The 5,971-nt window shown below is 73.0% G+C and carries 5 protein-coding genes and 1 pseudogene; 2 read left to right on the forward strand and 4 right to left on the reverse strand.

All coding sequences use genetic code 11. From position 1 onward, the window contains the following. From ABD419_RS24840 to pdhA, 4 genes and pseudogenes are all read right to left on the reverse strand, one after another. A pseudogene (locus tag ABD419_RS24840) lies at window positions 1–362 on the reverse strand (hypothetical protein); the annotation flags it as partial. A 457-nt stretch (window positions 363–819) separates the two neighbouring features. Next, entirely contained in the window at window positions 820–2,175 is a 1,356-nt protein-coding gene (locus tag ABD419_RS24845; protein ID WP_344492822.1) for a dihydrolipoamide acetyltransferase family protein, read from the reverse strand. A 10-nt stretch (window positions 2,176–2,185) separates the two neighbouring features. Continuing rightward, on the reverse strand, window positions 2,186–3,160 hold the full coding sequence (locus ABD419_RS24850) for an alpha-ketoacid dehydrogenase subunit beta (RefSeq protein ID WP_344492824.1): 975 nt from the start codon (window positions 3,158–3,160) through the stop codon (window positions 2,186–2,188). Beyond that, window positions 3,157–4,311: a pyruvate dehydrogenase (acetyl-transferring) E1 component subunit alpha gene (pdhA, locus tag ABD419_RS24855; RefSeq protein ID WP_344492827.1), complete on the reverse strand. Its 1,155-nt coding sequence runs from the start codon at window positions 4,309–4,311 to the stop codon at window positions 3,157–3,159. The genes ABD419_RS24850 and pdhA overlap by 4 nt, the downstream gene beginning before the upstream one ends. A gap of 193 nt (window positions 4,312–4,504) precedes the next feature. On the opposite strand from pdhA, the gene ABD419_RS24860 reads away from it, so the two are divergent. After that, a complete protein-coding gene (locus ABD419_RS24860; protein ID WP_344492830.1) occupies window positions 4,505–5,092 on the forward strand; it encodes a hypothetical protein in 588 nt (195 codons plus the stop codon). Between the two features lie 184 nt (window positions 5,093–5,276). Beyond that, window positions 5,277–5,971, forward strand: a 695-nt coding sequence (locus tag ABD419_RS24865) for a hypothetical protein (protein ID WP_344492832.1), incomplete at its 3' end; no start/stop codon positions are given.

Genomic DNA, 5,971 nt, shown 5'->3' on the forward strand with positions numbered 1-5,971 from the left:
GCCGGGGCCGGAGCGCGCTTCGCGGCGGGGGCGGCCTCGGCGGCCGGGGCGGGCGGCACGTCCGCGTCGGCGAGGGCCGCGGCCGGGACGGACTGGGTCGCGCCCTCGTCGACCGTGGGCGCGGGCTCGGCGGCGGGCGCCGGGGCCTCCTCGGCCGGGCTCGCGGGACGCTCCGGCTCGGCGGGACCCGGCGTGGGGTCCGCGTCGGCGGTGGTCTCGGCGGTCCCTGCGGCCTGCTCCGACGGGCCGTCAGCCGCGGCGCCGGCCGCGGCCGGGCTGCTCTCGGCAGTGCCCTGGTCGGCTGCGCTCTGGTCGTCAGGGGCCTCGCCCTTTGCTGGCGGGTTGCCTTGCTCGGAGGTCACGGCTGCTCCTCAATGCTGCTTCCGGCCTGGCGTCTTGGGGGCACGCCAGACGGCAACACGGTACCGCAGCGACGCCAGCGATCACTCGACAGGGTTAAGCGGGAACGGGGAAGGCGCCGGTCCGGCGGTGCGAACGCGGCGCCGGAAGCGCGCGGGGCCCGGAGGGCAGCGAAAAGGCCGGGCGCACACGGTTGCCCACCCCTCATGGCAAACGCGGCGCCCGGCCGGTGTGAGAACCCCCTGGAGAGGGTCTCCGCGGTGTGGCGACTCGGCGCTGTCGTCCACACCAGTTGGAGGAGAAAAGTTCGCGGTCCTTATGTCCCTGACGGTTCCCGGCTTGCGAGCACTGTCAGGACTCGGGACACGGAAACTTCGAAGTCATGTTTCCCCGTTGTTTCCGTGCCTCAATTACAACATCGAACCACGAGATCCGCCAACGATTCCCTGGTGCGCTTGATCACGTCCAGGCGAGGAGCGTTTCCCCAGGGTGCGACAGGAACGCGCCGACGTCGGCGAGGAACTGCGCGCCGAGCTCCCCGTCGATGAGTCGGTGATCGAACGACAGTCCGAGCGTCGTCACCTGGCGCACCGCGATCTCGCCCTCGTGCACCCACGGCTGCGGCCGGACCGCGCCGAACACGAGGATCGCCGACTCGCCGGGCGGCAGGATCGGGGTGCCGGTGTCGATGCCGAAGACGCCCACGTTCGAGATCGAGAACGTCCCCCCGGCCATGTCGGCCGGCGTGGTCTTCCCGTCCCGGGCGGTGCGGGCCAGCGAGGTGAGGGCCTCGGCCAGCTCGACCAGGCTCAGGTCCTGGGCGGCCTTCACGTTCGGGACGACCAGGCCGCGCGGGGTGGCGGCGGCGATGCCGAGGTTCACGTCGTGCTTGACGACGATCTCCTGGGCGGCCTCGTCCCAGCGGGCGTTGATCATCGGGTGGCGGCGGGCGGCCAGCAGGACCGCCTTGGCCACGAACAGGAGCGGCGTGACCTTGACGTCCGCGAACTCCCGGCGCGCCTTGAACTCCTTGACCGTCTCCATCATGCCGGTGACGTCGCAGGTCAGGAACACGGTCACGTGCGGCGCGGTGAACGCCGAGGCGACCATGTTCTGCGCGGTCAGCTTGCGCACGCCCTTGATGGGGATCCGCTGGTCCTCCGCGGCGGCGGCGACCCGCTGCGGCGCGGCCGGGGCCGGGCCCGCGACCGCCGCCTCCACGTCGGCGCGCGAGACCGTCCCGTTCGGGCCGGTCGGCACCACCGACGCCAGGTCGACGCCGAGGTCCTTGGCGAGCTTCCGGACCGGCGGCTTCGCGAGCACCGGGCCGCCGGGCGCCGGAGCGGCGGCGACCGGGGCGCCCGTCACCGGAGCGGCGGCCGGGGCGGCCGGAGGCGGCGTGAACGACGGCGCGATGACCGACGGCGGGGTCACCGGCGCGAGCGACCGCGCCGGCTCGGCGGCGGGCGCCTCGCCCTTGCGGCGGCGCCGCTTGGAACCCGCCTCGCGGGCGCCGTAGCCGACGAGGTTCGGCGTGCGCTCCTCCTTCGCGGGCGCGGGCGCGTCGGCGCCCTCGACCTCGAAGGTCGCGAGCGGCTTGCCGACGTCGACCGTGGTCCCGGCCTCGGCGTGGTGCTCGGCAAGCACCCCGTCGTAGGGGCTGGGCACCTCGACGAGCGCCTTCGCGGTCTCGACCTCGACGAACGGCTGGTTGAGCTTGACCTCGCCGCCGGGCTCCACGAGCCACGCGGCGACCTCGCCCTCGGTGAGTCCCTCACCGAGGTCGGGCAGGTTGAACGTGATCTTCTGTCCCATGTGCTCCTCCTCAGTGCTCGAGGGACCGGTCGACGGCGTCGAGCACCCGGTCCAGGTTCGGAAGGTAGTCGTCTTCGAGGCGGCTCGCCGGATAAGGGACGTCGTAGCCGGTCACCCGCAGGACGGGCGCCTCCAGGGAGTAGAAGCACTCCTCGGTGATCCGGGCGGCGACCTCCGCGCCGATGCCGACGTTCCCGGGGGCCTCGTGGACCACCACGGCCCGGCCGGTCTTGCGGACCGACGCGAACAGCGGCTCCCAGTCGATCGGCGACAGCGACCGCAGGTCGATCACCTCGAGGTCGAGGCCCTCCTCCGCGGCGGCCTTGGCGGCGTTCTCGGCCACGTCCACGGTGGGGCCGTAGGCGATGAGCGTCGCGGTGCGGCCCTCCCGGACCGTGCGGGCCCGGTACAGGTCCAGCCCCGCCCGCTCGGTGTCGACCTCGCCCTTGGAGTGGTAGCGGCGCTTCGGCTCGAAGAACACCACCGGGTCGTCGCCGGCCGCGGCCTGCTGGATCATCCAGTAGGCGTCCGCCGGGTTCGAGCAGGTCACGACCTTCAGGCCCGCGGTGTGCGCGAAGTACGCCTCGGGGGACTCGGAGTGGTGCTCGATCGCGCCGATGCCGCCGCCGAACGGGATGCGGACGACGACGGGCAGGCGGATGCGCCCGCCGGACCGGTTCGGGATCTTCGCGAGCTGCGACACCAGCTGGTCGAACGCGGGGTACACGAAGCCGTCGAACTGGATCTCGCAGATCGGCCGGTAGCCGCGCATCGCGAGGCCGATCGCGGTGCCGATGATCGCGGACTCGGCGAGCGGGGTGTCGATGATGCGGTCGGCGCCGAAGTCCTTCTGGAGGCCGTCGGTCACGCGGAAGACGCCGCCGAGGCGGCCCACGTCCTCACCCATGACCAGCGACTTCGGCTGGTCCTCCAGGACGCGGCGGAGCCCCTCGTTGAGGCCCTTGATCATGGACATGGTCGTCATCGAACGTCGCTCCCGTCCTCGAGGGAGGCCTGGAAGTCGACCGCCTCCGCACGCTGGGCCGCGATGCCGGGGGGCATCTCGGCGTACACGTTGTCGAACATCTCCGACACCTCGGGATCGGTCAGCGCCATGACGCGGGCGCGCAGCGCCCGGACCTGCTCGCCGGCCTCGGTGTCGATCTCGGCGAAGTACGCCTCGTCGGCCAGGCCCTCGGCCGCCAGCCACCTGCGGTAGCGGACGATCGGGTCCTTGGCCCGCCAGAAGTCCAGCTCGGCCTCGTCGCGGTAGCGGGTGGCGTCGTCGGACGTGGTGTGCGGCTGCATGCGGTAGGTGTAGGCCTCGACGAGGCTGGGGCCCTCGCCGCGGCGGGCGCGGTCGAGCGCGTCCCGGGTGACCGCGTAGGTCGCGAGGACGTCGTTGCCGTCCACGAAGATCCCGGGGACGCCGAAGCCCTCGGCGCGGCGGTACGGGGGGAGCCGGAACTGGCGCGCGTTCGTCTCCGAGATCGCGTACTGGTTGTTCTGGCAGAAGAAGACCAGCGGCGAGTTGAACACGCCGGCCCACACCAGCGCCTCGTTGAAGTCGCCCTCGCTGGTCGCGCCGTCGCCGTGGTAGACCATGACGGCCTCGCCGTCGTCGGTCCCGACCGCACCGTCCATGGCCACGCCCATGGCGTACCCGGCGGCGTGGAGGGTCTGGGAGGCGATGACGATCGCGTACATGTTGAAGCGGTCGGCGACCGTGTCGCGGCCGCCGAGGTCGGTGCCGCGGAACAGCGCGAACGCCGAGATCAGGTCGATGCCCCGGCACCACTGGACCCCGAGTTCCCGGTAGGCCGGGAAGACGGTGTCCTGGGCCCGGAGGGCCCGGCCGGAGCCGATCTGGGCGGCCTCCTGGCCGAGGAGGCTCGGCCACAGGCCGAGCTGCCCCTGGCGCTGGAGGGCGGTGCCCTGGGCGTCCAGTTCGCGGGTGATGACGAGGTCGCGGTAGAGGCCGCGGAACTCGTCGTCGCTCAGGTCGATGTCGTAGTCGGGATGCTTGACGCGCTGGCCCTCCGGGGAGAGCAGCTGCACGAACTGTGGTTCGTTCGTCGAGGCGGGTTTCGGACGGCTCTTGGCCGTCTTCTTGGCTGGACGCTGTGTGTCGCCCATTGATGCCTCCTCATATTCGTATTCCGGTACATCCAAGCATCCCAAAGCCCTGGGCGGTGCGCGTCACACCCTTCACCCGATTACTATTCGGGACTGAAGTCTGACACTGAGTAGCCGAGGGCCGTCGATTCATCGACATCATGGGCCCTGAACGGCCGTTTCGTCGCACGGGGGTGGCGGGAAGGAGCGCGCGGTGCGCGGCAGAGGCAGCGACCAGGGGGGACGCTGGCCGGTGGGGATCTGGTTCGCCCTCGTGGGGGTGAGCGCCGGCACGGTGGCGTCTTTCGCGATGCTCGGATGGACCTTCGCCCGCGGGCTCTACACCGGGGCGGACGGGGACGAGCCCTACGAGATCGAGTCGGGCACCGTCGTCATCGAGGGCGAGGAGCCCGCGGTCGACCCCGGCGGCCTCGACGGCGCCCCCGGCGACCCCGCCCCCGGCGGCCTGGCCGGCCCCGGCGCGGGCGTCGACCCGGAGGCCGCGAAGCCGCAGGTCGAACCGCTTCCGGAACCGGAACCCGAGCCCGCGGCCGAGCCCGGGCCGCCGGTCGAGGAGGCCCCGGAGGAGTCCGCCGAGGCGACCGAGCCCCCGCGCCTGGTCCCCGTCGAGGAGGAGGAGGAGGAGCTCCCCTGCCCCGAGGAGTCCGGCGACGACCCCGGGCACGGCGGGGGCGACTGGGAGTGGGACCGCGGCCGCTGGGGCGACCACCACGGCCCGGACCTCGAGATCGACCTCGATCTGCAAGCGCCCGAACACCTCCGGCCCCACCACCGGGACTGAGCGGGGGCCTCCCGCGCCCGCGAGGCCCGCTCGCCCGAAGGGGTGAGTTGTGGGGAAGGACACCTCGCAGCCGTAACCTGCATATGCGGATTGCCGTTACCCCCTTTGAGAGCGCGTCGCCGAGCGATCAACGCGCTCACGGATCTAGGTGGGGTACAGGCAAATGGATCTCTTCTCTCGCAGCATGCTGGCGAGTTCGGCCGAGGCCGGGCTCACCACGACCGCGCTCTCCCGGCACGTTCCGCTCCTTCGCCGCAACATCGCACCGGGCGACCAGGTGTCGCTGCTGAGCCGGTGCGTGGGCTCCGACGGCCTCGGCAGCGGCGACCACGTCCTCATGCTCACCGGCCAGCGCCTGGTCGTGACGCGCCAGTCGCGGCTTCTCGGGCGGGTGCGGCTGTGCCTCGACGCGCCGGTCGCGGCGATCGAGAACCTCCGCTGGTCGGCGGACCCGGCCGGGCCGGGCGTCGAGCTCAACTTCACCGTCCTGGAGGGCCCGGGCGCGACCGAGCCGCACCGCTGGCACTTCTGGCTGCCCGCGAGCCACGCGAAGCGGGTGTGGCGGGTGGACGCCCTGCTCGCGCGGGCGTTCCGGCGGCCCAAGGCCACGGCCCGCCCGGCGGGGAAGCCGCGGTCGCAGCGCGCGAACCCGCTGCTGTCCCCCAGCGGCGTCTTCCCGGTGGTGCCCGCGCCGATCGCGGGCGCGCTCTTCCCGTCGAGCCCGCTCCACTCGCACGACACGGTCCGCCTGGCTCGCCCGGTGATCGCGGCGGTCGGCGTCCCGCGCGGCCCTGCTCCCGCCCCGCGGGCGCTGTGCGCCCCGGTCGACCGGCAGCGCCCGGAGCCGGGCCCCGGCCCGCGCCCGGTCGGCCCGGCCCC

It is taken from the genome of Glycomyces endophyticus (genome assembly GCF_039531525.1).
GTDB lineage: Bacteria > Actinomycetota > Actinomycetes > Mycobacteriales > Micromonosporaceae > Glycomyces > Glycomyces endophyticus.

Bases quoted from the DNA above. Each gene is read 5' to 3' on its own strand.
- pdhA (WP_344492827.1), bottom strand. From the start codon at position 4,311: ATGGGCGACACACAGCGTCCAGCCAAGAAGACGGCCAAGAGCCGTCCG.
- ABD419_RS24850 (WP_344492824.1), bottom strand. From the start codon at position 3,160: ATGACGACCATGTCCATGATCAAGGGCCTCAACGAGGGGCTCCGCCGC.
- ABD419_RS24845 (WP_344492822.1), bottom strand. From the start codon at position 2,175: ATGGGACAGAAGATCACGTTCAACCTGCCCGACCTCGGTGAGGGACTC.